The organism is Leeuwenhoekiella parthenopeia, from assembly GCF_020782115.1.
Taxonomy (GTDB): Bacteria; Bacteroidota; Bacteroidia; order Flavobacteriales; family Flavobacteriaceae; genus Leeuwenhoekiella; species Leeuwenhoekiella parthenopeia.
In genome coordinates this window covers 41,190-65,345 of record NZ_JAJGMW010000002.1, presented here as the reverse complement: position 1 = coordinate 65,345, position 24,156 = coordinate 41,190, and the positions used below count along the sequence as shown (strand labels likewise).

General features: G+C 41.0%; 34 protein-coding genes. 27 read left to right on the top strand and 7 right to left on the bottom strand.

Annotated features, from left to right (window positions below; all coding sequences use genetic code 11):
- On the top strand, positions 1-513 hold the full coding sequence (locus tag LLW17_RS01445; protein ID WP_228228490.1) for a hypothetical protein: 513 nt from the start codon (positions 1-3) through the stop codon (positions 511-513).
- 89 nt (positions 514-602) lie between these two features.
- On the top strand, positions 603-848 hold the full coding sequence (locus LLW17_RS01440; protein WP_228228489.1) for a hypothetical protein: 246 nt from the start codon (positions 603-605) through the stop codon (positions 846-848).
- Here the strand turns inward: LLW17_RS01440 and LLW17_RS01435 are convergent.
- Together LLW17_RS01435 and LLW17_RS01430 are read right to left on the bottom strand one after the other, a co-directional pair.
- Positions 845-1,297 carry a hypothetical protein gene (locus LLW17_RS01435; protein ID WP_228228488.1) on the bottom strand — a complete coding sequence of 151 codons (453 nt, stop codon included), beginning with the start codon at positions 1,295-1,297 and terminating at the stop codon, positions 845-847. The genes LLW17_RS01440 and LLW17_RS01435 overlap by 4 nt on opposite strands.
- Positions 1,294-1,842: a phage virion morphogenesis protein gene (locus LLW17_RS01430; RefSeq protein ID WP_228228487.1), complete on the bottom strand. Its 549-nt coding sequence runs from the start codon at positions 1,840-1,842 to the stop codon at positions 1,294-1,296. The genes LLW17_RS01435 and LLW17_RS01430 overlap by 4 nt, the downstream gene beginning before the upstream one ends.
- A gap of 21 nt (positions 1,843-1,863) precedes the next feature.
- Here LLW17_RS01430 and LLW17_RS01425 point away from each other — a divergent pair, with 21 nt between their 5' ends.
- Positions 1,864-2,046: a hypothetical protein gene (locus tag LLW17_RS01425; RefSeq protein ID WP_228228486.1), complete on the top strand. Its 183-nt coding sequence runs from the start codon at positions 1,864-1,866 to the stop codon at positions 2,044-2,046.
- Here the strand turns inward: LLW17_RS01425 and LLW17_RS01420 are convergent.
- From LLW17_RS01420 to LLW17_RS01400, 5 genes are read right to left on the bottom strand one after another with little or no spacing between them, the layout of a single operon-like run.
- Complete coding sequence (locus LLW17_RS01420) at positions 2,043-3,476, bottom strand: minor capsid protein (protein ID WP_228228485.1); 1,434 nt, start codon at positions 3,474-3,476, stop codon at positions 2,043-2,045. The two genes, LLW17_RS01425 and LLW17_RS01420, sit on opposite strands and share 4 nt — an antisense overlap.
- A gap of 23 nt (positions 3,477-3,499) precedes the next feature.
- Complete coding sequence (locus LLW17_RS01415; RefSeq protein ID WP_228228484.1) at positions 3,500-4,726, bottom strand: phage portal protein family protein; 1,227 nt, start codon at positions 4,724-4,726, stop codon at positions 3,500-3,502.
- A 2-nt stretch (positions 4,727-4,728) separates the two neighbouring features.
- On the bottom strand, positions 4,729-5,175 hold the full coding sequence (locus tag LLW17_RS01410) for a phage protein Gp36 family protein (RefSeq protein WP_228228483.1): 447 nt from the start codon (positions 5,173-5,175) through the stop codon (positions 4,729-4,731).
- A 3-nt stretch (positions 5,176-5,178) separates the two neighbouring features.
- The gene (locus LLW17_RS01405) at positions 5,179-6,708 is read right to left on the bottom strand and encodes a hypothetical protein (RefSeq protein WP_228228482.1); all 1,530 of its coding nucleotides are present in this window, start codon (positions 6,706-6,708) and stop codon (positions 5,179-5,181) included.
- Complete coding sequence (locus LLW17_RS01400; protein WP_262908919.1) at positions 6,708-7,223, bottom strand: terminase gpP N-terminus-related DNA-binding protein; 516 nt, start codon at positions 7,221-7,223, stop codon at positions 6,708-6,710. Before LLW17_RS01400 ends, LLW17_RS01405 begins: the two co-directional genes overlap by 1 nt.
- A gap of 201 nt (positions 7,224-7,424) precedes the next feature.
- On the opposite strand from LLW17_RS01400, the gene LLW17_RS01395 reads away from it, so the two are divergent.
- The 24 genes from LLW17_RS01395 (at position 7,425) to LLW17_RS01280 (ending at position 24,111) form a co-directional block, all read left to right on the top strand.
- Positions 7,425-8,381, top strand: a complete 957-nt coding sequence (locus LLW17_RS01395; RefSeq protein WP_228228480.1) for an HK97 family phage prohead protease — start codon at positions 7,425-7,427, stop codon at positions 8,379-8,381.
- A 33-nt stretch (positions 8,382-8,414) separates the two neighbouring features.
- On the top strand, positions 8,415-9,302 hold the full coding sequence (locus LLW17_RS01390) for a phage major capsid protein (protein ID WP_228228479.1): 888 nt from the start codon (positions 8,415-8,417) through the stop codon (positions 9,300-9,302).
- Positions 9,303-9,346: 44 nt separating this feature from the next.
- Positions 9,347-9,712: a hypothetical protein gene (locus tag LLW17_RS01385; RefSeq protein WP_228228478.1), complete on the top strand. Its 366-nt coding sequence runs from the start codon at positions 9,347-9,349 to the stop codon at positions 9,710-9,712.
- Entirely contained in the window at positions 9,709-10,140 is a 432-nt protein-coding gene (locus LLW17_RS01380; RefSeq protein ID WP_228228477.1) for a M15 family metallopeptidase, read from the top strand. Before LLW17_RS01385 ends, LLW17_RS01380 begins: the two co-directional genes overlap by 4 nt.
- Positions 10,141-10,142: 2 nt before the next feature.
- Positions 10,143-10,613, top strand: coding sequence for a hypothetical protein (locus LLW17_RS01375; RefSeq protein WP_228228476.1), 471 nt, complete (start codon positions 10,143-10,145; stop codon positions 10,611-10,613).
- Complete coding sequence (locus LLW17_RS01370) at positions 10,610-11,011, top strand: hypothetical protein (protein ID WP_228228475.1); 402 nt, start codon at positions 10,610-10,612, stop codon at positions 11,009-11,011. The genes LLW17_RS01375 and LLW17_RS01370 overlap by 4 nt, the downstream gene beginning before the upstream one ends.
- 3 nt (positions 11,012-11,014) lie before the next feature.
- On the top strand, positions 11,015-12,244 hold the full coding sequence (locus LLW17_RS01365; protein ID WP_228228474.1) for a DUF2586 family protein: 1,230 nt from the start codon (positions 11,015-11,017) through the stop codon (positions 12,242-12,244).
- A gap of 2 nt (positions 12,245-12,246) precedes the next feature.
- Positions 12,247-12,660, top strand: coding sequence for a hypothetical protein (locus LLW17_RS01360; protein WP_228228473.1), 414 nt, complete (start codon positions 12,247-12,249; stop codon positions 12,658-12,660).
- Positions 12,660-12,953 carry a hypothetical protein gene (locus tag LLW17_RS01355; protein ID WP_228228472.1) on the top strand — a complete coding sequence of 98 codons (294 nt, stop codon included), beginning with the start codon at positions 12,660-12,662 and terminating at the stop codon, positions 12,951-12,953. Before LLW17_RS01360 ends, LLW17_RS01355 begins: the two co-directional genes overlap by 1 nt.
- Positions 12,954-13,133: 180 nt before the next feature.
- Positions 13,134-15,170, top strand: a complete 2,037-nt coding sequence (locus LLW17_RS01350) for a phage tail tape measure protein (RefSeq protein WP_228228471.1) — start codon at positions 13,134-13,136, stop codon at positions 15,168-15,170.
- Positions 15,170-15,847, top strand: coding sequence for a DUF6046 domain-containing protein (locus LLW17_RS01345; RefSeq protein WP_228228470.1), 678 nt, complete (start codon positions 15,170-15,172; stop codon positions 15,845-15,847). The genes LLW17_RS01350 and LLW17_RS01345 overlap by 1 nt, the downstream gene beginning before the upstream one ends.
- Position 15,848: 1 nt before the next feature.
- The gene (locus tag LLW17_RS01340) at positions 15,849-16,820 is read left to right on the top strand and encodes a hypothetical protein (RefSeq protein ID WP_228228469.1); all 972 of its coding nucleotides are present in this window, start codon (positions 15,849-15,851) and stop codon (positions 16,818-16,820) included.
- Positions 16,820-17,320: a hypothetical protein gene (locus tag LLW17_RS01335; protein ID WP_228228468.1), complete on the top strand. Its 501-nt coding sequence runs from the start codon at positions 16,820-16,822 to the stop codon at positions 17,318-17,320. The genes LLW17_RS01340 and LLW17_RS01335 overlap by 1 nt, the downstream gene beginning before the upstream one ends.
- A gap of 6 nt (positions 17,321-17,326) precedes the next feature.
- Positions 17,327-17,536 carry a hypothetical protein gene (locus LLW17_RS01330; RefSeq protein ID WP_228228467.1) on the top strand — a complete coding sequence of 70 codons (210 nt, stop codon included), beginning with the start codon at positions 17,327-17,329 and terminating at the stop codon, positions 17,534-17,536.
- Entirely contained in the window at positions 17,536-17,880 is a 345-nt protein-coding gene (locus LLW17_RS01325; RefSeq protein WP_228228466.1) for a hypothetical protein, read from the top strand. The genes LLW17_RS01330 and LLW17_RS01325 overlap by 1 nt, the downstream gene beginning before the upstream one ends.
- Positions 17,870-18,157, top strand: a complete 288-nt coding sequence (locus LLW17_RS01320) for a hypothetical protein (protein WP_228228465.1) — start codon at positions 17,870-17,872, stop codon at positions 18,155-18,157. Before LLW17_RS01325 ends, LLW17_RS01320 begins: the two co-directional genes overlap by 11 nt.
- Positions 18,157-19,026, top strand: a complete 870-nt coding sequence (locus tag LLW17_RS01315) for a nucleotidyltransferase (protein ID WP_228228464.1) — start codon at positions 18,157-18,159, stop codon at positions 19,024-19,026. Before LLW17_RS01320 ends, LLW17_RS01315 begins: the two co-directional genes overlap by 1 nt.
- The gene (locus tag LLW17_RS01310) at positions 19,016-19,483 is read left to right on the top strand and encodes a hypothetical protein (protein WP_228228463.1); all 468 of its coding nucleotides are present in this window, start codon (positions 19,016-19,018) and stop codon (positions 19,481-19,483) included. Before LLW17_RS01315 ends, LLW17_RS01310 begins: the two co-directional genes overlap by 11 nt.
- The gene (locus tag LLW17_RS01305; protein ID WP_228228462.1) at positions 19,480-20,325 is read left to right on the top strand and encodes a phage baseplate protein; all 846 of its coding nucleotides are present in this window, start codon (positions 19,480-19,482) and stop codon (positions 20,323-20,325) included. Before LLW17_RS01310 ends, LLW17_RS01305 begins: the two co-directional genes overlap by 4 nt.
- Before the next feature lie 2 nt (positions 20,326-20,327).
- Entirely contained in the window at positions 20,328-21,194 is an 867-nt protein-coding gene (locus LLW17_RS01300; RefSeq protein WP_228228461.1) for a hypothetical protein, read from the top strand.
- Positions 21,194-22,051, top strand: coding sequence for a hypothetical protein (locus tag LLW17_RS01295; RefSeq protein WP_228228460.1), 858 nt, complete (start codon positions 21,194-21,196; stop codon positions 22,049-22,051). The genes LLW17_RS01300 and LLW17_RS01295 overlap by 1 nt, the downstream gene beginning before the upstream one ends.
- Positions 22,052-22,055: 4 nt before the next feature.
- A complete protein-coding gene (locus LLW17_RS01290) occupies positions 22,056-22,625 on the top strand; it encodes a hypothetical protein (protein WP_228228459.1) in 570 nt (189 codons plus the stop codon).
- A complete protein-coding gene (locus LLW17_RS01285) occupies positions 22,622-23,092 on the top strand; it encodes a hypothetical protein (RefSeq protein ID WP_228228458.1) in 471 nt (156 codons plus the stop codon). Before LLW17_RS01290 ends, LLW17_RS01285 begins: the two co-directional genes overlap by 4 nt.
- A 185-nt stretch (positions 23,093-23,277) precedes the next feature.
- Positions 23,278-24,111, top strand: coding sequence for a DNA adenine methylase (locus LLW17_RS01280; protein ID WP_228228457.1), 834 nt, complete (start codon positions 23,278-23,280; stop codon positions 24,109-24,111).
- The last annotated feature ends 45 nt before the right edge of the window (positions 24,112-24,156 follow it).

Sequence of the window (24,156 nt, the reverse complement as noted above, 5' to 3'; positions counted from 1 at the left end):
ATGAAAAACTTACTCTATACACTTTTATTAATTGGTTCCGTAAGCTTTGCCCAAGATGGTTATAGCTTAAAACCTGAAACCTATACTGAGATTAAAGCAAAGGTATTACAGCTTGACAGCTTAAGCGCTGCTGATCTAGCCAATGACATAGCTGGAGCAGCTGAGACAGATTACAGGCTTTTAAAGGCTGAGCAGGAAGACAATCACTTGAATTACTATTATGTACCTGCAAGCTTGTCTGAAGAGGCTTTTAATGAAGCTTTAGAGATGGGGTGTACAAGTTGTCTAGTCGTTTATTTTGACGTGTATGATACTGGAATACGCTTTAATAATGTTGCCGGTGACTATGAAGATCTTTTTGCTGTGTGGAAAGCAGAGTTCTTACCTTCAGTAACTGCTGAGCTTGCAGAATCAAGTTTTAAATACCGCGATGTAAAAGACAAAACTACCGGTGTTAATATTAGGCTCTCTAACAATGGCGCTCCTTGGGAAATAAGGAACAACACCTACTAAATTAAAAGCATTTTAAACCACCTTTAAACAGGTGGTTTTTTTATGTTCTGACACTTGACTTCATGAGGTATTTATGCTAAGTTTGCTGTATGCCAAAACGTCAGCGTCAAATTACCGGCACCCAACGCAATAAGCTCCTCCGCTATCAAAAAATCTTAGACCTGTATCATAAGCACAAGACTGAGGATAATAGTGTAATGACCGTATGGCGTAAATACATATACCCAGAGTGGGCAATCTCCCGTACAACACTTTATACAATTCTAGGTACCCCGGTTTCTAAAGAGCTTAAAGAAATTCAGGCTGAAGAAGACCGACAGCTATCTATTTTTTAAGCATCGGTCTCGCTAAATACATACATCAACCGGTATTCTTGTATTCCATCATCGCGTCTTATACGTTGTCTGGAGCGTCGCATAAATTTTCCACTCATTGGTGTGGCACTCCAACCCTGTAGCTTCGCATGTATATCTTCCATAATTGCCCAGATAGAACGTGCATTATTCTTTTGAAGTAAGGGAGCGCGGCCACTGGAATTGGTTAAACGCATATCTGCAACCGTTAGCGATAATACTTCATCACCCATTTGCCTATTCTGTGGTGTTTTGTTTCGGTCTTTACCTACGTCGCTAAAACTTGCATTTGCGATATCTATAAGCACACACGGCCATTTTACGGGCGGATTAGGGCTATAGTAGTCTAATTGCCCCCAATCTTCATCAACGTACTTTAAACCGGCTATTTCTTGCAGTCTGTTTTGAGTGTTTTCAATTACAGTATTCATTGCTTTAAGTCTTCAATTAATGATTTGTTATACTCCTGTAGGTTGTGATCAATAATGGTTTCAACCCGTTTATCAACTTCAGGATGCCAACCTATAAATTGGCGTTGTTCTATTTTCATTTTGGTACCAACCGGCATTAAGGCCATCGCTTTCCATTTTTTTGCCTCTGCAGTTAGCTTGATGTTGCGTTGGCTTTTACTTGCAGAACCATCGCGTCTCGTTGTAATTGCACCACTAGATTTATAATACATCGCCCAGAAGAACTTTTTCATTTTTGCTGTTACTTCAATTTCTCCACCTTCATTATGGATGGTAGCATAAGGCAATGAACTTCGCCAACGTATCTCACTTGATCCTTGTGTTTTATTTATTGACTTGCGCAGTTTACCACTGCGTAACATAAGTGAACCCCGGCTGTTTGGATGCTTGGTTTCTTTCCACTTATCAGTAAAAAAGGCTTTGCGTTCGAAGTTTCGGTCAAACTCTTGAGTGAGGTCTATACCGGTGTCTTGTACTATATTTTCAACGACTTCATTTAATTTCATAAAAATCAGTATCTTTGTATTATGTCACAGTCTAAAAAAAATCCATACGCTGATAAAAGCGGAAGACCCCTCTTGGGTAAATTCCAAGAGTTCTTCGCGTGGAATCGCGAGCAGGAACTTGAGCGCCGCCAAGACTTACCTAAGGGTGAGGTTGAGCGTCTTGAGGCTGCTGAAAACAATTTGGCTGCTAAAATGCAATCCTAAAGCTCTTCTAGGATTATATTGTATTTCCCATCAACTTCTACTGCTTCAATAACTTTAAACCGAGTTTCAGCTTTAAATAATATTTCTTGCTCATCTGGAAAAGATGAAATTTCTTTTACAGATTTTCCACTCTTAGATTTAACTTCAAAGAATGCATTACCGTTAAATATTTTGGTAGTATCAGAAGTTGTTGATAGATAAGCCGGTTCCGTAAACGGTTCATTGTTATCTTTCGCCTTTACATACTTTTCAAAATCTTTAGATTCTAGCTTTGTTCCCCTGTAACTATAGCCTTTGTAGCTCTTAATCCTATCAAGTCCACTGTTGGTTACACGTATATAACTTTCATAATTGGGCTTGTCTCTTTTTCCTGCTCTAAGGTATTCATTGATATCTTGATAGAACGTACCGGTATATCTTATTACTGAATAGGCCTCAACGTGTGTAATGCGCTTATGTGCTTTTTTAGCGTCTTTAATGCGCTGACTTCTGCTTACTGAAGCTTTGCTGGTGCCAAATATGGTCAATACTTCTTCCTCGTCTCCCGGTTGTTTTTTTAGTATTTGACCTTGAGAAATACTTACGGTAGCTTTCTTGGCGGCTGCAGCTCCCTTTACTTTATTGTAAGGATGCTTAGGCGGAAATATTACTTTTTGCTTTCCGGGGTTAAAACGGAATATCTCTAACTTATTCTTACCGTTTTTGCCCTCTTTGTACGTTGCAGCTTCGCCCGCTTCCTGAGCTTTGCTCGCATCACTTAATTTATTGAGGTATGCAAGTACCTGGGCAACGGTGCAACGACAACGCCAACCATTGGGCGGAAAGTATTTATCCCAAAAAGGATCTTCTTTTGGTAATGTGATATCATGCAAAGCTGCGTGACTCTCTCGCACCCTATCATCACTTGCGGTTCTGTACTGCAAATGATAGCGGTCACTATCGCTAAAGTTTTCCCATTTATCAGCCATCAAAACACTACCCACGGCAAAGTCATACTCAGCCTCCAGATAATTCTCGTTATAGTTCTTCTTGATGCTTTTTACATCATTCGAGAACGCCTCAAAAGATTTAATTTTCTTGTCTGAAGTGAGTAGCTGCTGTGAAGCTTCAAAAAGCTGAGCGTGCGTTTTAAGTCCACTAAATAAAAAGATATCTTCCTGTAAACTCTTAAGCATGGGTTCACTCAGATCATTGTCAACTAATGATCGAGAAAGAAACGCATTCGTTTTGGTAATAACCTCCCTAAACTCTTTTTGAGTGCCTAAGTCTTCAGGCTTATAACTTCCGTTTTTGTAGAGCTTTTTAAATGCTTTTTCAACGGACTTTAAAAGGCTTTTAAACTTTGGGTCTAGTTCCAGTTCAAGTTTTTCACTATTATGATTGCAGTGGCCACACTTGCAATCGTACAAGTGTGTTAATCTGCCATGCAATGCCCCAAAATAAACTTTGGGGCTTAGTCGAAAAAATCTAAACCAAGATTAAGGTTTTGTGCGGATGGCTGAACGCGATCCCCGGTAACTTGAATACCAAATTTGTCAATGAGCCATTTGTCATCAACATTTTTGTATTGCATTACTTCAGAGGTCATTTTCCAAAGCTGCTCTAAATCTTCGGTTTGCTCATAGCCATAGGTTACATCTCCCTTGATTACACCTAAAGCTTGCAATGCAGGAATCACCCGAGAGTTCCAGTACTTTTCCAATAATACTAGATCACCGTCAATAAGTGTTTGAAGAACCTCTCTGGAGCTTTCATCTTTAGAACGGCTACCGTTCTTTGTGTCCTGACCAATAATGGCACCACTAAAAAGCAATGAGTTCTGATTGTCGCATAGTGTGATGAGTTTGCTATATACGTCACCGCTTTGGGTAGCGCTTTGAGCAAATTCAAACTTTTCACTTTCATCAATAATAAACCAAGCTGCCGCGCCCATATCTCGCATCATCTTTTCACCGCGACGCATCATTGTTGGGTCTTGCGTATTGGTCTTAAGCACACGGGGTGGTATACCATTGATTTCGCATAATTCAGACCAACAGCTTTGAGCAAAGCGTTTAAAAAGTACATGCGGGACAGCATTGTTTAATAGCCCTAAATCGTCTTTCTCTCCGAATTCTAAAAGCCAAGTACCATACTCCCGAACTTCACGGTAGTCAATACTTTTGTCTTCCATATAATCCGGGTAAAACAAACCATCTCTAGGGTTTACGTTCTCTCTTGGTATTAGATCAACCTGTAGAATCCCGGCATCATTAAATGAAAATTCAAGTAAGGAATGACCTTCATAAATACTATCTAGAATGTGTTTGTTAATTTCATTACTCCAAACAGCATTATTCAGAAAGTCGCTTTGTTCTTGATCAATATCTCCGTTAGGCTTCTTCAGGATTATGGTTTCACCAAGAGCTTTAAGTGTGCGGTTCTTGTACTGGCTGGTTAGTAAGGCATCTTTACGAATGTCCTTATACAGCAATATTTGTTTCCACCACTTTGGGTTTTCTTCTAACTTGGTAAGGCGCTCGGCTTCTTTCCAAGTCTTAATATCTTGACGTGCTTGCGATATAGCCTTAGGAGCAATCATACCAGAGTAATTAGGCGCTTTACTCTTGGTGTTACTGCCTTGTGCTAAATTGTAGGATTGCTGTCTATAAGACTTTCCTTTTTTGCTGTTTCTAGCCATAATTACTCGTGGTTGAATTTTTCACGTGAACCGAAAGAAAACGGTTCGCGTTCGGTTACTTCCTGACTTAAGGTTGGTAGTGTTGATAGCGTGACATCTCCTTTGGCTAATTTGTTGAGCCAAGCAATTGCACGATCATAGCGTTCCTTGGCCTGCTCGTAGATGATATCAGCGTTGCACAGTTCCACGATCCACCATTTAGCAATAGTAACGGCGTGCTTAAGTATAAGAGCGTTACGGCTTTCTCCCTGAGCTGTTAAGATTGCATCAACATCATACTGGAGGCGCCCGTCTAGCCATTCTCGTCTATTATTGCCAGAAAGGTAACTGCGTACTTCTTCTTCAGCGGCTGCCATAGCCACATCAATAATGTCATCGTTGCCTTCGGTTATTTGTTCCATTTGATAGCCATACATTGCGCTGGGCATATCGTCTTTAGTTAAAAACATAGTCTAGTATTTGCGGTTATCAATAGCGCCTACGGCGTAGCTCATGTTGTGTTTTACTGCTCGGTTCTGGCATAACCAAGCGGCACCTTCTAAGGCATCGGGGCCGTCCATCATTTTCGCGCTTTCACTTACACCAATCATTTGATCGTGCATACGCACCATATTGGGTTCCTTTTGCTCTTTTACATTAAAAATGAGATTGCCCAAGCGGTTGAGTGGTTCTAGCGTTCCCTCTATCCTAAAGAACTTATCCGGTTTTTTGCGCTTGTCTTCCGTCACCGGTATCGTAAAGCCATACAGATCAGCTTTAGCATAAATAAGCGGCAGTAGTACTTGTTGATAGTGTGGGTCTTGTAGTGAGTTGTTTTCAATATAGATACGGTGTGTATCAACACCGGCCTCTTTAACGTACATATAGGCCTCATACAACCAATCAACAAACTTGGCGTTGCTGGTCTGATCTAGCCAGACTTTATATAAATAGCGTCTGCGACCTTTAGCCCCAAGAACCACAACTCCTTTGTAAGATGCCTGTTTATTGGCTCCACGGTCTTTATTTGAGGTAGAAGGATCGGCATAAACTACTACGTGATCACAAGAGCGCAAAGGCGGGCATTTCGAGTAAGTGATATCTTTAAAGGTATCACCCTCAGAAACGGGATTGTTGTAGTACTCTTTCTGTTGAGCGCTCCACGGTTGCTTTGATAAAGCTCTATCAATAAGTTCTTCAGTGTTTTTCTCTGGCCAAGTACTTTTACCTTCTTTATCCCGGATATTAATGATCTCGTGGTTGTCTGCAACCTTTGCCATTTCAGTTATACAGCTGTACTTTGCAATGATGTTACCGCACGCAATCCACAGTAAAGGCTCAGAAATAGAACGACACGCATAGAGTGCTTCAGTTAACCATTTAACCCGGCTTTTTACGCGTTCAGCATTGCGCACCAGTTCATCGGTATCAATATCATCTGAAAGTATAACGTCTGGACGTACCGCATCATTTTTAGTTCCCCTTGGGTTTTGTCCTGCTCCTAAAGCTCTAAAGCTTGCGCCCTTCTTTGTAATAAACTCCCCTGCTTCCCATTTACCAATACTTTCCTGAGTACCATAATCATTTATTATACGCTGATTGGCTTCAAGCTCACTCTTGTAAGGAAGCAGCAAGCGTATAGCATTACTTTCTGAATCGCTACAAAGAAGTATATTTCGCTTCCTTTTGGTCAATACTAAAAATAGTACTACCATCATAACCGAGGTTGACTTTGCTAATTCTCGAGACCAGCTAATCACTTCATACCATTCCGGGTTATTTATAATTCGTTTAAAAAACCGCTTATGAAATGGAGCTGATGGAGACTTACAATGATGTGGAAAATAGTAGTTTTTCCATTCCTCAGGATGCGCCTCTAAATGTTCAATACGCTTGCGTTTTTCAGCAGGGGTTTCCTTGAGATCAATAGGCGTAGCTCGCGCACTATTCTCACGGTATTGATTCCACAGGTCTAAATACTTTTTGTCTTCAGCTGTTGCCATTATACAAGCTTGGTATTAAGAAACCCGTCAAAGAATGGGATCAATGTTTTGTAGAGTTCAAAATCCTGAGGCTTTATGTAGTCTAAAAGCCCGGTACCTACTTCATAAATCTCACGAATAGAAAGTTCAGTCTCTAGCTTTTTGATGTTATTGGTAATGGTCATTTGAGTATTCGCTTCTTTTGAAGTAGGAAAGTTGCCCACTAATATTGGGTAGTCTTCTTCGTTGTACTCATCAAATACTAGCTCACTCTCGCCATCATCATTTTTAACCTTGCGACCATTGATCAAGTGATCAGGAACATCATATTGAATAGGTCGGGTTTTGATATGATTGTTAAGTGCCTCCAGTTGATCATAAAAACCTATGAGCTGTTCTTGTCTAGTAGTTAGAAGTGACTTCCTTAGTTTTTCCCATCCGTACTTTTTAATCCAGTTACCAACTGTATTCGGACGCACTCCCACGCGTTCTGCAATCTCTTTATCAGTAAGCTTATTGCGAGTGTCTAAATACAATGTTTTGGCGTGATCCTGCGCCTTGGTTTTTTTAACTCCCATGGGTTGATTTTGTGACAAAAGTGGCTATTTCGCGCGCGCAAGAAAAAAAAGTGTAAAGCGTGTAAACACTAGTGTTTAAGGGGTTTTCAGTTTGTTGCACGCTTGATTTACTCCCCTCATATTTGTCCTCTCAAATGCACTAAGCAACACTTAAGGTAGATGCCAAAACCAAGATTTGTATTTAACGACGAGACCAAGAATTCCTACGGTTTCATTATACCCACGGCCGGGATTAGTCTAGAGCGATTCAATAAGAATCCTATGATGCTAGACTCTCATTATAATAGCACTTGGAGTGTTATCGGTAAGTGGGAAGACATTAAAACAGAAGGAGCTGTTTTGTCTGGTGCGCCTGACTTTGATAGCGATGACGAAAACGCCGCTAAGATTGAAGGGAAGGTAGATCGTGGTTATATAAAGGCCTGTTCTATGGGCATCACTTTTAACCCCGATGACCTTAAGTATGTGGGAGGTCAGCTCATACTTGAAAAATGTGAGCTGTATGAAGTTTCCATAGTTGCAGTACCAAGTAATGCAAATTCAATTCGCTTGTATTCTGCTGAAACTGGTGAGCTTATTCAGGAAGAAGAAGTTCAAAAATTATGCTTAGCAGCAATCACCGGTACCGAAGAGGTTCCGCCAATTCCAAAAACTCAAAAATCAGATATGAAAGTTACGTTAACCTCTGCCGCCGCCCTTGCTTTGGGGTTATCGGCAACCCAAACAGAAATAGAGTCTGAGGAACTCAGCGCAAAGATCACTAAGCTGGAAGCTGACAAGAAAGCTGCAGAGCTTCAATTGTCTGCTAAGCTTCAGGCCGAGGAAACCCAAAAATTGACCGGTATTACCGAAAAGGTAAAGCTTGCAATCAAAAGCGGTCTTTTTACAGCCGATAAAGAGCAGGACTTGATCAATCTAGGTATTGCTAATGAATCTCTTCTTGATTCTACCATTGCGGCGGTACCTGCTAAAGCAAGCCTATCTACTCAGGTAAAGAATACGGTTCCTGATGAAGTCAAAACTGTGGAAGACTTCCAAAAATTAGACCTCAATGCACAGCTTGCATTTAAAGCGGCTAAGCCTGAGGAGTATCACAAATTATTCACTCAAAACTAAGATAAAATGCCAGCAAATTTCCCAGAAGTATGGTTGAGCCGGGTTATTAGAAACCTTACAAATGCTAATGTAGCCCCTTGGCTTGATGGCATTCCTGAACTTGATGTAGACATTATGGAACTCGGTGCCGGATCGGCTTCAGAAAAGAACATAATTCACATTCCGCGTTCTATGTTCAAGCCTGAGGTTTTGATCAATAACACAACTTATCCTATTGCGCTTCAAGCTTACACGGATGACGATGTTACTGTGGCTCTTGACAAGTATCAAACGAAAGTAACTACGCTTTCAGATGATCAAATCGTAGGAGCTTCTTATGATAAGATCGACGTGGTTACAAAAGGTCATACCGAGCAAATGACCGCTTCAAAATTCAAGAAGGCAATTCACGCGATTGCTCCGGCAGGTGACAGTGCTACTACTCCTGTAATTGTAGCTACCGGTGAACCTTTAACCGAGGGTGGACGTCCAACGCTTTTATATGATGATTTAGTTACAGCTAAAGCTAAATGGGAAGCATCTGTAGGCGAAACACCTATTACAGACTTGCGTCTTGTGCTTTGCAACGATCACTGGAATGATCTTTTAAGAGATCGTAAAAACTTTGGTGATCAACTGGTAAACTATAAGACAGGTGAAGTTGCTCCACAAATTGCAGGTTTCAGAATATTCCAGTATGTAGCAAACCCACTGTATACAGCTGCGGGTGCTAAGCGTCCTTTTGGTTCTATTGCAGACCCAACTGATGTTAGAGCCTCTGTGTTCTTTGATGCCGGGAATATTGCAAAGAAGACCGGTTTAACAAAACAGTACTTTGCTAAGGCTGCTGATGATCCAGAAAATCAAACAAACAAGTTGAACTACCGTCATTACTTTATCGCGGTTCCCGCCGAGGCTAAGTATATCGGAGCTATCCTATAACCCTTTCCAAAGATGCCTAAAGCCCCGAAAGGGGCTGTGGCTTTATGCTTATGATACTAATCGCACTACAGTTAGAAAATGCCAGTACCCGTCTTATGGATTATGGGATCATAGGTATTGCGCTAGTGGGAATTACATACGCTTTTTGGTACCTGTTCAAAAAACAGGAGAAATATAGCGATGGTTGGAAGGAACAAAGCGAAAAGATGAGTACAAATTTCATCACGCTTGTTACTGAACAAAATAAAACGAATCAAAGGCTGATAGACATTCGGGAAAAGGATGTACAGCAACATAAGGAGTTTTACGAGTCGATTAAAAAGGACATTCAGGAGATACCTTCAAAAACAGTGAAGGAGATTAATTACAACAGCTTACAAAACCTAAAGCATAATACCCCAGCCGGATGATAGGTACAACAGATTGTATACACAAGTATGGCGAGCCAACACCGGCGATGGAGCGAAAGTTCTTAACCCTTTGGGATGTGCCAGACTGGATCAATAGAGAAATACCGGTGATTCCGAATAAAATCTATTGTAATAAGGATTTGATAGAGCCTTTGCAAAAGGCATTTGAAAACATCATTGAGCGCTGTCTTCAGGATGAAGTAAAGACTTGGGATGGTTGCTTCAATATACGCCTTATACGAGGTGGTAAAACGTGGTCTTTACACTCTTGGGCTGTAGCAATTGATATTAACGCGGCTTGGAACCAGTTAGGCAAAGAACCACAAATGAGTAAAGAACTGGTGAAATGTTTCACCGATGCCGGTTTCACTTGGGGTGGAACTTGGAGCCGCAAGGATGGCATGCACTTTCAACTAGCAAAAATTTAGATATGCGATTTATAACCTTATTACTGGTTTTGTTTCTTATAGGCTGCAAGTCTCAGAAACCCTTTACTCAAACTACCGAAATTGTAGATAGTACAACTACGGTGACAACCATAACACCTCGGGACACACTTATTAAAGTTGCAGGTGATCAAGTGAGCATAAATGTAAGTCTTGCTGAATTACTTCTGTCTCCAGTTAGTAAGAAGTCTAAATCGGGTCGCAGTGAGGCAAATGTAGCCTTGGAGAACGATACTATTTATGTGGATTGCCAAATTGAAGAACTCGAGATGACCATAGCCCTTCAGGAAAAGACCATCAATACTTTAAAGAAGCAGCTTGAAAAATCATCAAAAGAAATACCGGTGCCCTTCGTACCGCTCTTAACTAAAATATTCGCTTGGATAGGCAAACTTGTTGTTCTGGCAGTTGTGGTTCTACTGGGCATTAAATTATTAAAACCAAAACTATTATGAATAATACATTCAAAAGACACCCACAGTTAAAGGAATATTTTGAAACCACTGATGGTTCAAAGTTTTTCATTGAATCTGACGCTAAGAACCACGGTAAAACCTTGAAGGATTCAGCGGTAAAAACCGTAAAGCGAGTTGATGAGATCATTAAAGCAGTAAAGGAGAAAGCTGAGGCAAATAAAGCTACAGCGGACTCAAGTAATAAAGAATCAGATCCTAAAATTACGCCAATGCAGGCCGCTAAGAATAGAGCTGAAGAGATCACCAAGCTCGAGACTGTTGAGGCGGTTAAAGAAGCTTTGAAGGATGAAACTGCAAAGTCAGTAATCAAAGCTGGAGAGGAGCGAATTGCAGAACTCGAAGCTGATAAAAAAGACGATAACCAAGAAAAACAATAAGGTATGTTACCGGGATTAAGTATAAAATTTGACAATGGCAATATAGGTACCACGGTATCTACTGCCGACGGTGTTTTTGGTTTGTTGGCCTCGGCAGTTGCTGTTGTTGATAAATTTGAACTTAACAAACCATACACAGTTAAAGGGATGGCTGATGTAGCCGCCTTGGGTATTTTACCAGATTTAAACAATTACGCGCTTCACAAATGGTTGAGTGAGTTTTATGCTGAAGCTGGTGAAGGTGCAGAACTTTGGTTAATGGGCTTTGCTCAAGACACTAAAGTTAGTGATTGGTTTACGCCAGATGCTCAAACAGGCAAAGCTCCTGTACAGGATTTGATGGATGCTTCTAATGGGCGTATTAGCGCATTGTTCACTTGCTTTTCACCTGATGGTGATTACGTAGTTGTTGACAATGATGGCTTAGATGCTGATGTTGCAGCTTCAATTATCAAGGCTCAGACCTTTGCTGAAAGCTACACGGCTAATCGTTTTACACCCATATTTGTGATCTTAGAAGGTTATGCCTTTAGTGGTTCTGCAATTGATTTGCCAGATTTAACTGAGGACAATAAGAACCGGGTTGGTGTGCTTATAGGAAATACAAAAGAGGGTTCTGAGTTACCGGCTACATTAGGAGCTGCAAGTGCTTGTCTTGCGGGCAGACTTGCTGTTATAGCTGTACAGGAAAACCCAGGTATGGTTAAACGTGGTGCTTTAGCTGCTGAAAAGCTATTTATCAATGACGTTCCGGTTGAACTTTTTGATGTTGCTGCTTTACACGATAAAGGTTACATCACTTTTAGAACCCACGAGCGCAAAGCAGGTTATTACTTAACCGATGATCCATTAGCGACCGGTGCCGACGATGACTATCGTAGAATTAACCGCCGTCGTGTGATTGATAAAGCGTATCGTATTGCTCACAGTATTGCGAGCGATGAGATACTTGCAGATTTTGACCTTACCAATGAAGGGAAGATCTCGCCTATTTACGCCAAGGATATTGAAGGCAAAATTGAGAATGCGATTTTCAATCAGATGACCGCCAACGGTGAACTTTCCCGTGATCAATCAAATCCTGATGATCTAGGAGTTGAGGCCGTTTTCAATACTGATCTTAACGTAGCACAAACAAACCGAATTGAGTTAAGCCTTAAAGTACGCCCACGCGGAAGCGCAGACTTCTTTGTGATCAACTTAGGTTATGACGTTTCACTTAACACTAATTAATAATGGCATTTGACAGTAGAGAATATGAGTGGGGAGATTTAACCCTGATATTAGGTGGTATTGATATTACTGAGATACGCGCTGTAAAATACACTGAAAAGGCAGAACGTGAAGCCTTGTACGCTAAAGGACGTTATCCTCATAGTATTCAAACCGGAAACCACATGTATGAAGGTGAAATCACCCTTTTACGCTCTGGATATGATAAACTCGTGAAAGCCGGTAAAGGTTCTATTCTGAACTTGGCCATCGACGGTTTATTTGCTTATGGCAACCCGCTTGATGGTGATGCTATCACAACCGATCGCGCTTCTGGTATTCGTTTTACCGAAGCAGCAAAAGAGTTGAAGCAGGGAGATAAGTTTCAGGAAATCACGCTCCCTTTTATTTGTCTAAGAATTAAAAACCAAGCCTAATGTATAAAGCAACGGACGAGCAAATAAAAGCGTGGAAAGAACAATACGGTACTGTTTTCTATATCACTGCACCCAACGCCAATAAAGCGGCATACCTAAGAAGCCCAAGTAGAAAGACCATGAGTTTTGTAGGTCAGATTAAAGACCCTATGAAATTCAATGAAGCACTACTTAAAAATTGCTGGATTGAAGGCGATCAGGAAATGCAAACCAATGATAGCATTTTTATGGGCTTGAGCGATAAGCTGGCAATGGTTCTAGACTTTGAAGAGACCAAGCTGGAAAAGCTTTAGAGGCTGCTGTAGTTGACCCGCAAGACTGGATACGTGTAACCAATGCCCAACTCACGTATTATATGGGCGTGAATGACCCAGACAGCCTCTCTGATGAAGATTGGGCGCGTAAGGTTAAAGAACTGGAATACATAAGAAAACTGGAAAATCAAACCTAAGGTGGCTTAACAAACCCTACTGATGGATAAAACACTTAACTACATACTTAAATTTCAATCAAACGCCGACAAAGTCTCGGCGTCGGTTGATCGTATAAATAGCAGTGTTGACAAAGTAGGAAATGGCGTAAACAGCCTACGTAATAAGTTCAGTGCAGCAATGGACTCCATAAACAAAAAGCTCAATACCATTCGTATTGATTCAATTGTTAATAATATCAGTCATGTTGCTGATGGTCTTGATGCAATGAATGAACCCGGGCTTAAGTTGGGTAGTTCACTTTCTGATCTTTCTGCAATCACAGATGTTGCCGGTTCCAAGCTTAAAGAGATTGAAGGTTATGCAAGGCAATCAGCAAAAACTTTTGGCGGTAGTGCCGCATCCGGTGTTGAAGCCTATAAGCTTATACTTTCCCAATTAACTCCAGAGATTGCTAAAGCTCCAAAAGCTTTGCAGGCTATGGGTAAAAACGTGTCCATACTTTCTAAAACAATGGGCGGCGATACCACAGCAGCTACAGAGGTTCTTACAACCGCAATGAACCAGTATCAAGTTTCTACTAAAGACCCTTTAAAAGCATCTGAAGAGATGGCTGACATGATGAATATCATGGCGGCAGCTGCTAAAGAAGGTTCCGCGGAATTGCCTGAGCAAAAATCGGCACTTGAGCAAAGTGGTATGGCGGCAAAAGCTGCCAATGTAGCTTTTGCAGAACACGCAGCTGCTATTCAGGTTTTAGATAAGGCCGGTAAAAAAGGTTCTGAAGGTGGTGTAGCATTAAGAAACACTTTGGCCACATTGTCTCAAGGCCGCTTTTTACCTAAAGACGTTCAAAAGGAGCTTCAGGATGCCGGTGTAAATATTGCCGACCTGACTGATAAAAACAAAACCCTTGCAGACCGCTTAAAGCCGTTAAGGAATATTATGAACGATAGCGCGCTGATCACCAAATTATTTGGTAAAGAAAACAGCAACGCTGCTATTGCGCTTATAAGTGGTATTGAAGAACAGGAACGCTTAACTGAGGCTGTACAGGGTACCAATACCGCAATGGAACAGGCTGAGATTGTCATGGAGTCTCAGGCAGAAAAAAACGCCAGACTTAAAGCTCGTGTAGTTGATTTTAAAATTTCACTATTTAACGCGACTGGAGGGCTAATGGGCTATGCTTCTGTTTTGGGTAATGTTTCCCGGGATGTAGGTAATCTTATTCCCTTGTTTTCAGGATTTGGTAAGATGCTATCCTTTGTAACCAATGCAACAAAAATGCAAGCGCTTTGGACTTCAATTGTAAGTGGTGCTACAAAGGTATGGACAGCTGCACAATGGTTATTGAATGCAGCGATGACCGCTAACCCAATAGGAATAGTAATAGCTGCGGTTGCCGCCTTAACTGCCGGTATTGTCTGGTTAGTTTCAAAAACAGAAGGATGGGGTGAAGCGTGGAAACATACAGTGAACGGAGCTAAGCTTCTTTTTACCGCTTATGTCTCTAGCGTGCGTTTTCAGTTCTTAACGGTTGTCAATGGGATAATGATCGGTATCAATAAGATCAAAAAGGGTTGGTATGAATTTAAAACTGCTGTTGGTATTGGTGACGCTTCAGAAAATCAAAAGATGATCAATCAGATCAATGAGAATACTGAAGCTCGCAAGAAGGCTATTCTTGATGCCGGAAAGGAAGTTGCTAAAAATGCACTTGCTGCAAAGGATGAGTTTGGTAAGGCAATAGGCTCAATCAAATGGAAAGTTGATAAAGAAGGTGAAGCTCAAGAAACTAATTCGGGTATAGTTGCTCCAGAAATACCGGGAGTAACCCAAAACGGTGATGCAAACAGTTCCGGTTCTGGTGGAGGCAAAACCAATAAATCAGAAACGAATAGCTCCATCGCTACTGGTGGAACAAAACACAATTACATCACCATCAATCTTAACGACTTGATAGGTGTGCTGAATATAGAAGGTAAGAATTTTAGAGACAGTGCTAAGCAAATGCAAGATCAAACTGCAGATGCATTATTACGCACTTTAGCTCTAGCGACAACGGCAGGTAACTAATGAAATTTAGCAATACAGACATATTATTTGCATCGCTTGTAGGTTCAAAAGTTGCCGAAAGTATTCCGCGATTTGAAGCTGTACAAAATGAATTGATGAAGCACGTGTTGCCTCCTATCAATTTCTTGCCGCTTAATAATAATCGTATCAATGTGCCTGAAGTTCAAAACCCGGGCGAATATGATGTTTTAAAAGCGGATGCCCCAGTTGCAGAAAGTGATCAGTTTTTCCCATTGAGTTTTACAGTTGATGAAGGTAAAACATGGTATTTATTGCCTTATGAACCTATGTTGAATATCAACGGTAAGAATGAAATCATAAGGAGAAATGTAGCAAAGTCAGTTGCTCCAAATGGAGCTACTATTCCTGGGCGAATTAAAGAGCGGTGGAACCGCGATGACTATGAAATAACGATCACCGGGGTTCTTATTGGTTCCTTAATGACTGGAGACGTTAGTGATTGTTACCCAATTGATGACTTTTTGAAGCTTAAGGAGGTGGTCACAGCTCCTAAGAGCTTGAGAGTAAAATGTGCTTTGTTTGAGTTGTTAGGAATCAATCAGATCGTAATTGAGGAGTTCAATTTCCCTTTTACCAAAGGAGAGAATGTACAGGCTTATGAGATCAAAGCATACAGTGATTACGATTATAAACTTTTGCTAGACATAAACGATTAGGATGCTCTTAGACATCGACTGGAATATTGAATTTAATACAAATGGGAAGCGGTACCGCTTAGCCATTTTAGACAGTTGTGAGGTATTCTCTTCAGTTGACAATCTTGCAGACACGGCAACCATTGTGCTGCCTGAGGCAATAATGAATGAGGTGCTCAATTTTGAAAACAAGATAGCTCGAGGTACTTCGGTACTCATCCAGTTTGGGTACAATCAGGAATTGCAAACCGAGTTTACCGGTTTCATTAGAGACATTACGGTAAACGATAGTTCATTGAAAATACTTTGTGAAGACAGCTTGTTTTTGTTCCGTAAATCGGTGCCTAATGCAGAACTAAAGCCGACAACACTAAAATCGATCGCGCAATATATCATTGACAATGTTGACCCAAGTTTTAAACTGGATTGCACGTATGATATCAGTTATGAAAAGTTCACAATCAATCAAGCAAACGGCTACGACGTTCTTAGAAAGTTACAGGAAGAAACAAAGGCGAACATCTACTTTGACAATGAAGCGAAAGTTTTAAACATACATCCACCCTACATAGAAAAGGGAGGTACGGTGTTTTATTCAATGCAAAAGAATATTGAGAATTCAAGCTTAGAATTTAAGAACCGCCTAGATACTAAAGTTGAAATCACTGTTGAAAGTACTGATGTTAAAGGCAACGTAAAGAAAACAACTTCCGGAACAACTGGAGGTGAGCAAATCACTTTAAAAGTGGGTAGCGTCGATGATAAGAGTTTACAGGCAATCGCTGATGCAGAATTATTAAAAAGAAGCGCGCCACGCTATGAAGGCACTTTTGATACGTGGTTGGTGCCTATGGTTAAGCCTACCTATTCAGCACGAATAAAGGATGAAGACTACCCCGATAAGACCGCTTACTACTATGTAGAAACGGTAGTGACCAGCATAAGTTCAACAGGAGGAGTAAGAACCATTACTCCGGGAATAAAACTCAGCTGATGGACTATAAAGAATTGAAGCGCTTAATGCGTGAAGTGGTAGGAGCTGTTACCAATTTACCTATTACCGGTAAGGTAATTAGTATTGAAGGTGATACTTGCACTGTTGAAATATTGAGCGGCTTGCGCCTTAGCGATGTTAAACTGCAAGCTACAAGTAATGGAGCTGCAAACCATACCACCTTAATTCCGATTGTAGGTAGTACGGTTCTGATGCTCTCATTAAGTGGAGATGTGGATAACCTAACGGTTATTAAAGTTGATGAAGTAGAGCAAATGAAATATAGTCAGCAAGGCTTAGAAGTGCTGATTGATAGCAAAGATAAAAAGGTTTCCATCCGTAACGAGGAGGTTTCTTTAGTTGAAATATTAGGAGACCTAAGTGATTTATTAAAAGAATTTAAGGTGTATACACCGGTCGGCCCTTCGGGGGTTCCTCTGCCGGATGTGATTACCAAAATAGAAGGATTTGAAACCAAGTTTAAAACACTTTTAAAATAGGATTAAATGGCATTGCAAACAGCGGCATTAAAGCAAAATATTATCGAGTTACTTGAAGAAATGAGTACACGCGATGAAAACTCTATCGAGGATTTTGCCGAGGCGCTTAGCGGCCATATTGAAGCTTATGTAAAAAGTGCAACGGTTGTATATACAAGTGGCTTAACTGCTCCTAACGGTGCAGTTACCGGAACATTTAATGGAGAATTGAAATAGTGGGAAAAGGTACCGGCATATTGTTAAATGATACGAATGATCAAGGCGAGATCCTTGATCTGAAGATTGAACCTGTTCGTAATGCTTCAGGTAAGATTATTAGTGGTTTAGTAGTAGGTAATTCTTTGGAACAAAACAAAGCACTCTTATTGATTACTCAGCCGGGAGAATTCAAGTTTAGACCTGATTTAGGTGTAGGTATTGAAGACCTTCTACTCAGTAATGATTTTTTAGAGTATCGCCATAAGATTAGACAGGAATTTGAAAAGGATGGTTTGTACGTTAAACGTGTAGACCTCTTTGAAAACAAACCAGTCAAAATTGAAGCTGATTATGAAAGTTAGACAAGGACAAAGCTTTTTAGACTTAGTAGTTCAAGAAACCGGTAGCATCGAGAATGCTTTTGAGATGAGCCTTTTAAATGAGCAAAGTATAACCGATGACTTGACTATTGGGGATGAAATAAAAGTTTCAAAGGTTACCAATAGATTAACAGTTAACCTCTTTGGAGGAAATCATAAACCAGCAACTGGTATTAACAATGAAGAGCTTGAAGAAATAACCCCGTTTGATCCGGGAATAGGCGAAATGATAATTGGGAAAACATTTATAGTACGATAATGGCTAGATCGAAAACCGAAATAAAAGCAGAAATGACAGCCGTGTTTATGGCTAATGAGACCTTGGCAACTTCGTATGGTTTTTCAATAGGTGCCTCGTTTGAAAGCGAATTCTCACTGTTGAGTATTGAAAATATTCTTTTTGAGATCGTTGCTTTTGTTTTTTTCCTACACGAATTGATTTTTGATCAGCATTCTGCTGAAGTTGATCAAAAGTTGTTGAATCAAAAGTCTGGTCGAGCTACTTGGTACCGAACAATGGCTTTGAGGTTTCAATATGGATTTGATCTATTGCCAGACTCTGATCTTTTTGACAATAGTAATGCCACTGATGATCAAGTTGAAGCTTCAAAAATCATAAAATATTCTGCAGTTGAGGAAAGCGATAGCGAAAGCCGCCTTATCCTAAAAATTGCCGGGGAAACAAATAATGAGTTGGCGCCAATTCAGGCTCAACAGCGTGAAGCTTTTGATGCCTACCTAAATGAAATACGATTTGCGGGTGTCAAGATAACTGTGATTAATTATGAGCCTGATCGCTTGTATCTAAGTCTTAGAATATATCGAGATCCTCTAGTACTTGATGATAATGGTCAAAGTATTTTAACTGGTGAGAAACCTGTTGAGATTGCGATAAATGAATTTATGAAAGAACTCCCATTTAATGGAGAATTGATTATTCAAAGCTTAGTAGATAAGCTGCAGCAAGTTCCGGGAGTACGTATTGCGCACGTTTTAAATGTTGAAACCTCTTGGATTGATCCTGCAATAGATGATTATGGTGCGCCAGAACAAGTAGATGTTAAGCGCATAGCTGTTTCAGGGTATTATAAGGTAGTAAACTTTGACAATATTGAATATGTGGCATAGTGTCGATTTTAGAAAACTGGTTATTGAGCTATCGTTGGTTGGGCTGCGTAAATATGGCTTTGTTAGTCTTCTAAATGCCTTGATCACGCCATTAGACAATTTACATTATAAGTGGAAAACGTATCGCTCAGACAACCTCTATAAGCTTGAACACACTGGGCAGGTATGCTATCTAAGAGGCGCGCTGAATGATCGATTTGACCCAAGCGAGCGGAGAATTACAATAGACGGTACTGGTGGCAATAGTGAACCGACGTACATCTATACACCGGGTGAAAATCAAACCAAGTACCTGGGCAAATTGTTTCTCAGAAACTCTTTGGAGTTTGCAGATACAGGAGCGGACTTTACCGTGCGCGTGCCGCGGGAGATTATGAACCAAAGCAGCTATGAGGTGCGCGCCTTAATAGATTTTTACCGCCTTGGCGGAATGCGATATTTAATTATAGAGATATGAACAACATCAATTTTGAGCAGACTGGAGGCTTTCCTTTAGAGACCGACTCGCTGAGCTTCTTACAAGCCACTTTTGGCATTTTTAATGCTTTGGGAGCAATTGCCGGTGACGCGGTTATTGTTTCCGGTTGTGTGGAGAATGGCAGCAATGTGGGCAATGGTACCGTGTACCTCAATGGGGAGCTGTTGGAGTTCCGGGGCGGTTCTAAGACCGCAACCGTGAAGGTTTTTGAAAATATAGAATCTAAGGAATTTGAAAACGGGGAAACTAAGCCGGTATTTACAACCCGCTGGGTGGGCTTTGGTTCCGGTGCCGGTTCTGTTAGCTGGTCAAACTTTACGCGCTTAAATCCGCTTAAGGAAATGCAAAAGGCGTTAGTGCCTGTTGATACGATTGTGATGTATGGCGGGGCCCTTAATGCTATTCCGGCAGGATGGCACTTGTGTAACGGTTCTAACGGCACAAAAGACCTACGAGCCAAATTCGTTGTGGGCTATGATCCTGCAAACGCGGACTATAATGCTGAAGGAAAAACAGGCGGACAAAAGGAGGTCACACTTACCGAAGCTCAAATGCCTTCACACAACCACGACGGCAGCGCTTACATCCCTCCGCACACGCACAGCTTACAAGGTAAAACGGCTATTACTCACGACGGCGAAGGAGGTGACGGAAATAGGCTTAGTACGAAAGACAACATTGGTAACGGTACCGTAACACAAACCAGCTCTGGTGGAGGCGGTAATGTGAATATTTCAACCGCCAATAAAGGTAGTGGACAGGCACACGAGAACCGCCCGCCTTATTATACCGCCGTATTTATTCAGTATAAAGGAAATTAACGATGGCAAAAACAAGTTTAGCAAATATTAAAAACTGGTTTCTCACTGGTCTTAAGCCCACACAAACTCAGTTCTGGAGCGTGTTTGATTCCTTTAGACATAAGGATGAAAAGATTCCGCAAGGCGATGTTGATCAACTTGCCGAAACTTTAGACGCTAAAGCTGAAAAACAAGCCTTTGAAACGCATCTGAACGATGCGCAAGCACACAATAGCCTTTTTAATGCAAAGGTCGATAAGATCGCGGGAAAAGGGCTTAGCACCGAAGACCTGACAAGCGAATTATTAGCGCTTATTCAAAGTGCGCTGCAGCGCGTCGACGTTCAGGATTTGCCCGATTCGCCCGAAACCGAGTTGCCCGCATCTGCTAACCAAGTGCGCCTGCTAAATGTGGCAGTTACCAATATTCTAAACCTATTAAATAGCGACGATGTAACGCTTGACGAATTGCAGGAAGTGGTTGACTTCATTAAGGCGAACCGCGAAGACCTTCAAAACCTCGCCATTCCAAACATTGCTGGGTTGGTAGATGCCTTGGCGGCAAAGGTCGATGTAGTTGCCGGAAAAGCTCTGAGTACAAACGATTTTACAGACGCTTACAAGGCACAGCTAGATAACCCACCGGTGACTTATGAGCGAGTGCAGGATTTTTCAAGTAATGCGACCATCGTGGGGGCTATAGACGGTGTAAATACCATCTATGACAGCTCACAGAATTTTGAGCCGGGTACGATGGAAATTATGCTTAACGGTGTTGACCTGAGCATTGACGATGACTATACCGAAACGGGGCCAAATGAGGTCACATTTGTGGAAGCTCCAGAGACAGGTGACAAAATCATTTTTAGATATCAAAAACTCATTGCATAATGGCAACGACAAAAGTAAGAGCATCACAATTAAGAGGCTTAGCTAGACAGCAAGCGCCAATTTTAAACAACCTTATCCCCGACAGTAATTTACCGGGTACTACTGGCAATTATAGGCTAGTTGGCGAATTCTTTGTTCCTGATATGGATATCGAATTTGATGGAAATCATACAATCAATTATATCACTTTCATTGATAGTAAGAATGTTGATGTGAATATGACCTTAGGCAATGATGAGGGCACTTTTGGTGTGACTCTTAACAATGGTATTGAGGCTTACTTTTCATCTGCCTTACTTGTTGTTTTAGGAAACGTATACTCCCCTGTTATATCGGATTGGTCACAACAAACAGGTCTTATTGATAATAAAGGCGATGAACTAAAGGTGGTTTCCTATGATACATCAGGAAGCTTAAGAGGCTTGGTTATACCGGATAATATAGATTTTAGATTCAGTTTTAGGTATAAAATTTCATCCTTAGCTACAGATGGAAGTAATCCATATCTCACAACTGGAACAGATAAAGTTCACCTATATCGTTTATCCGATGGAGTTAGTAAATATAAATTTCGAATAGGTTATAATCCTGTGGGGGCTATACTAGAAAATGAAGATAACTCGCGACCTGGTTCTAACGTAGCCTTTACGGAAAAATTTCCTAATGAAAATGACAATTTTCCATCAAAGAGCATTGTTTTTGAAAGGTTAAGCGGTAACATCTCGGTCTATTTTCTGTTAGACCCAGAAGCAAAGTATTTCTATTCTAATTTATCGGCGTCTGGAGACATGGGAGTCTATGTAGAGGTGGATCGTTTAGACATTTTTGACATTAAATACATCGAATTAGCAACATAGAACTATGAAACTAACAGCAAAAGGCGGCACGTACGTAAGTCCGCAAATCAATCAGGGCAGCTTTGCAGGTGCCTTTGTAGAAGATATAGCAATCAATCACAGACGGCGTGATCATTATTTAAGCGTAACCTTTGGCTTATGCTATGAGCAGGAAGGCAAAGTACACACGTTGGCAAAGTCTAACCTCATTTTTAAAGGTCTGGAGAATGAAATCGGTATACCCGGTCGCACTTCAAATCAGGCCAGTTGGGTAGATGTTCCAAACCCGGACTACGACCCAAACTTTGTGGGTGATGAAAACACCACACCGGAGGAGTATGAGCAAAAGACGCTAGCGTATTTCCGCAAGAACCTCATTGATTACCTAGCAGCCAATAATGGCCAGCTTGGCCCCAATGATGTGATTGTAGATTATGGCTATCCAACCTATGAGCGCGTGATGGACTTCTTTCAGGGCGGTAACATCGATAACCCGGAGCTAATCGTTAGCAATCCTATTGCTATCGGGTTTCTACTTTCAAAGTTGATCATTAACAGCGAGCCGGTAGGCCAACAATTTCAGCTTGTCGTATGAAAGAAGCACTAGGGCATATTTTGAAGCTTGTAAGTAGCCTTTTACTTATTCTTTTGGCTTTGCTGGGTTTTGCCATCATCACGCTCCCGGCACTCGCTTGGAAGGTGTATGCGGTAGCTACCAATGAGCGGCGCAAAGCCCGCGAAATATTAAGCGGTGCCAAGGTCTATTTTACCGCGATTGCAGCCTCATTTGATCAACTGGGTAACGCAGCCTTTGGCGGATTCTTCAATTGGCTAATGATCGATGCAAGCTTTTACGGGTACCGCTTTGGAGATCAAGACGAGACCGTCTCTGAGGTATTAGGTTGGAATGAGCATCTCAACACATTAAGCGCACACGGGCGGTTTTGGGTTCGCTTACTTGATAAGCTTGAAAAGGATCATTGTAAAATAGCTTTTAACTCGGGCATATTGAAGGCGCGTCAAAAGACTAGGATTTATGAGGAGAGTATATTAACTAACTAATAACAGGGCTATAAAAGCCCTCAACCTTGCAGCCGTATGTTTCTCAGGCAAAACGGCAAACAATTAAGGTGCATACACACCAAGAAGAGGGCAGTATTGCTCTTTCCTGTACGGTGTGTATGCACCTTTTTTAATTTGCCTGAGAGGCACAAAAATAAACATTCATCAATCAATTTACGGCAGTTATGCAAAAATCATTTAAAGCGGCGCCCTTGCCGTTTCAAGGGCAAAAAAGAAACTTTGTTAATGAGTTCAGTAAGGCTCTAGAGCAATTCCCTAAAGATGCCATCTATGTGGATTTATTTGGAGGCTCAGGACTTCTAAGTCGAGTAACTAAAGATGTTCATCCTGAAGCTCGTGTAATCTTTAACGATTATGATAATTTCAGTCAACGGCTTAATTCAATTCCTGAAACCAACCGGTTATTAGCTGAATTACGCAAAATAACAACCGGTGTTAAGCGTCAAAGTAAAATACCTAATGACATAAGGGATATAGTTCTAGACGCTGTAAAAGCCCACGAGAATGAGTTTGGGTACTTGGATTATATTACGCTTTCTTCTTCTTTGTTGTTTTCAGGAAAGTATGCAAAGGATTTTAAAGACTTTAGCAAGCATACGATGTATAATACAGTGAGGAAATCAGCGATCTCGTCGGCTGAAGGTTATTTGACCGGTCTTGAGATTATCAGAAAGGACTACAAGGAGGTTTACGCTGAATTTAAAGGCCAAGAGGTTATTTACTTACTTGATCCGCCCTATCTGAGTACTGACACAGCTTCATACAATAGCGACAAGTACTGGAAGCTTAGAGACTATCTTGATGTATTAGAACTGCTTGAAGGTTCTAAATATTTCTATTTTACGAGCAACAAGTCAAGTATTGTTGAGTTGATGGAGTGGTTTGAAACCACCACCCTTGTAGAGAATCCATTCAAGTGGTCAACCACTACAACGCGCGAGAACTCTGTGAACTATCAACACAAGTATGACGATATAATGATCTACAAAGGAGTTTAAATCCAATTTAAAAGCCCTTTAAATAAACTTTAAAGGGCTTTGTTT

Bases quoted from the DNA above. Each gene is read 5' to 3' on its own strand.
- LLW17_RS01315 (WP_228228464.1), top strand. From the start codon at position 18,157: ATGGCTAGATCGAAAACCGAAATAAAAGCAGAAATGACAGCCGTGTTT.
- LLW17_RS01405 (WP_228228482.1), bottom strand. From the start codon at position 6,708: ATGGCAACAGCTGAAGACAAAAAGTATTTAGACCTGTGGAATCAATAC.
- LLW17_RS01300 (WP_228228461.1), top strand. From the start codon at position 20,328: ATGGCAAAAACAAGTTTAGCAAATATTAAAAACTGGTTTCTCACTGGT.
- LLW17_RS01340 (WP_228228469.1), top strand. From the start codon at position 15,849: ATGCTCTTAGACATCGACTGGAATATTGAATTTAATACAAATGGGAAG.
- LLW17_RS01425 (WP_228228486.1), top strand. From the start codon at position 1,864: ATGTCACAGTCTAAAAAAAATCCATACGCTGATAAAAGCGGAAGACCC.
- LLW17_RS01430 (WP_228228487.1), bottom strand. From the start codon at position 1,842: ATGAAATTAAATGAAGTCGTTGAAAATATAGTACAAGACACCGGTATA.
- LLW17_RS01395 (WP_228228480.1), top strand. From the start codon at position 7,425: ATGCCAAAACCAAGATTTGTATTTAACGACGAGACCAAGAATTCCTAC.
- LLW17_RS01385 (WP_228228478.1), top strand. From the start codon at position 9,347: ATGCTTATGATACTAATCGCACTACAGTTAGAAAATGCCAGTACCCGT.
- LLW17_RS01410 (WP_228228483.1), bottom strand. From the start codon at position 5,175: ATGTTTTTAACTAAAGACGATATGCCCAGCGCAATGTATGGCTATCAA.
- LLW17_RS01280 (WP_228228457.1), top strand. From the start codon at position 23,278: ATGCAAAAATCATTTAAAGCGGCGCCCTTGCCGTTTCAAGGGCAAAAA.
- LLW17_RS01295 (WP_228228460.1), top strand. From the start codon at position 21,194: ATGGCAACGACAAAAGTAAGAGCATCACAATTAAGAGGCTTAGCTAGA.
- LLW17_RS01355 (WP_228228472.1), top strand. From the start codon at position 12,660: ATGTATAAAGCAACGGACGAGCAAATAAAAGCGTGGAAAGAACAATAC.
- LLW17_RS01415 (WP_228228484.1), bottom strand. From the start codon at position 4,726: ATGGCTAGAAACAGCAAAAAAGGAAAGTCTTATAGACAGCAATCCTAC.
- LLW17_RS01310 (WP_228228463.1), top strand. From the start codon at position 19,016: ATGTGGCATAGTGTCGATTTTAGAAAACTGGTTATTGAGCTATCGTTG.
- LLW17_RS01350 (WP_228228471.1), top strand. From the start codon at position 13,134: ATGGATAAAACACTTAACTACATACTTAAATTTCAATCAAACGCCGAC.
- LLW17_RS01445 (WP_228228490.1), top strand. From the start codon at position 1: ATGAAAAACTTACTCTATACACTTTTATTAATTGGTTCCGTAAGCTTT.
- LLW17_RS01360 (WP_228228473.1), top strand. From the start codon at position 12,247: ATGGCATTTGACAGTAGAGAATATGAGTGGGGAGATTTAACCCTGATA.
- LLW17_RS01330 (WP_228228467.1), top strand. From the start codon at position 17,327: ATGGCATTGCAAACAGCGGCATTAAAGCAAAATATTATCGAGTTACTT.
- LLW17_RS01285 (WP_228228458.1), top strand. From the start codon at position 22,622: ATGAAAGAAGCACTAGGGCATATTTTGAAGCTTGTAAGTAGCCTTTTA.
- LLW17_RS01345 (WP_228228470.1), top strand. From the start codon at position 15,170: ATGAAATTTAGCAATACAGACATATTATTTGCATCGCTTGTAGGTTCA.
- LLW17_RS01305 (WP_228228462.1), top strand. From the start codon at position 19,480: ATGAACAACATCAATTTTGAGCAGACTGGAGGCTTTCCTTTAGAGACC.
- LLW17_RS01365 (WP_228228474.1), top strand. From the start codon at position 11,015: ATGTTACCGGGATTAAGTATAAAATTTGACAATGGCAATATAGGTACC.
- LLW17_RS01435 (WP_228228488.1), bottom strand. From the start codon at position 1,297: ATGAATACTGTAATTGAAAACACTCAAAACAGACTGCAAGAAATAGCC.
- LLW17_RS01380 (WP_228228477.1), top strand. From the start codon at position 9,709: ATGATAGGTACAACAGATTGTATACACAAGTATGGCGAGCCAACACCG.
- LLW17_RS01335 (WP_228228468.1), top strand. From the start codon at position 16,820: ATGGACTATAAAGAATTGAAGCGCTTAATGCGTGAAGTGGTAGGAGCT.
- LLW17_RS01440 (WP_228228489.1), top strand. From the start codon at position 603: ATGCCAAAACGTCAGCGTCAAATTACCGGCACCCAACGCAATAAGCTC.
- LLW17_RS01375 (WP_228228476.1), top strand. From the start codon at position 10,143: ATGCGATTTATAACCTTATTACTGGTTTTGTTTCTTATAGGCTGCAAG.
- LLW17_RS01320 (WP_228228465.1), top strand. From the start codon at position 17,870: ATGAAAGTTAGACAAGGACAAAGCTTTTTAGACTTAGTAGTTCAAGAA.
- LLW17_RS01290 (WP_228228459.1), top strand. From the start codon at position 22,056: ATGAAACTAACAGCAAAAGGCGGCACGTACGTAAGTCCGCAAATCAAT.
- LLW17_RS01370 (WP_228228475.1), top strand. From the start codon at position 10,610: ATGAATAATACATTCAAAAGACACCCACAGTTAAAGGAATATTTTGAA.